Below are 999 nucleotides of genomic sequence, written 5' to 3'. Positions count from 1 at the left end.
CAGGCGCTGCTGGAAGACCTGGCGGTGGGGCACTCCACGCACGGCGAGCGTCTGGCGGCGATAGAAGCCGAAGAGGTGAGTCTGATTGTCGAACTGGACGAACTGGAAACCCAGTACGGCCAGGAGCTGAAACTCACCGAACAACTGCTGGAGACCCGCCAGGACATCTCCCGCCAGAGCGAAACCCACGCCCTGCAACAGGCGCTGAACGGGATGCAGCACACCAACCCGCTGATCGCCGTGGACGTTGATGTGCGCACCGTCGCCACCGTCATCGCCGACTGGACCGGCGTGCCGCTCTCCTCCCTGATGAAAGATGAGCAGACCGAACTCCTGAGTCTGGAAAATGAAATCGGCAAACGCGTGGTCGGCCAGGACGTGGCGCTGACCGCTATCGCCCAGCGCCTACGCGCCTCCAAAACCGGGCTGACATCGGAGAATGGCCCGCAGGGCGTGTTCCTGCTGGTCGGCCCGAGCGGCACCGGCAAAACCGAAACCGCCCTGACGCTGGCGGACGTGATGTACGGCGGGGAAAAATCCCTCATCACCATCAACCTCTCCGAGTACCAGGAGCCGCACACGGTTTCCCAGCTGAAAGGCTCGCCTCCGGGCTACGTCGGCTACGGCCAGGGCGGCATTCTGACCGAAGCCGTGCGCAAACGTCCGTACAGCGTGGTCCTGCTCGATGAAGTGGAAAAAGCCCACCGCGACGTGATGAACCTGTTCTACCAGGTCTTCGACCGCGGCTTTATGCGCGACGGCGAAGGACGCGAGATCGACTTCCGCAACACGGTTATTCTGATGACCTCCAACCTAGGCAGCGATCACCTGATGCAGCTCCTGGACGAACAGCCGGACGCCACCGAAGCGGATCTGCACGAGCTGCTGCGCCCGATCCTGCGCGATCACTTCCAGCCCGCGCTGCTGGCCCGCTTCCAGACGGTGATCTATCGTCCGCTGGCAGAGACCGCGATGCGCACCATCGTCGAGATGAAACTC

The 999-nt window shown here is 63.0% G+C and carries 1 protein-coding gene; it reads left to right on the top strand.

Features of this window, described 5'->3' with window-relative positions; translation table 11 throughout:
- Positions 1-999 (top strand): AAA family ATPase (locus tag QQF33_RS03355; protein WP_285157378.1); only part of this gene is annotated, 999 nt, incomplete at both ends.

It is taken from the genome of Lelliottia wanjuensis, from assembly GCF_030238365.1.
GTDB lineage: Bacteria > Pseudomonadota > Gammaproteobacteria > Enterobacterales > Enterobacteriaceae > Enterobacter > Enterobacter wanjuensis.
Note: the sequence above shows the minus strand (reverse complement) of the source record. Positions and strands in the feature narration are given on the sequence as shown.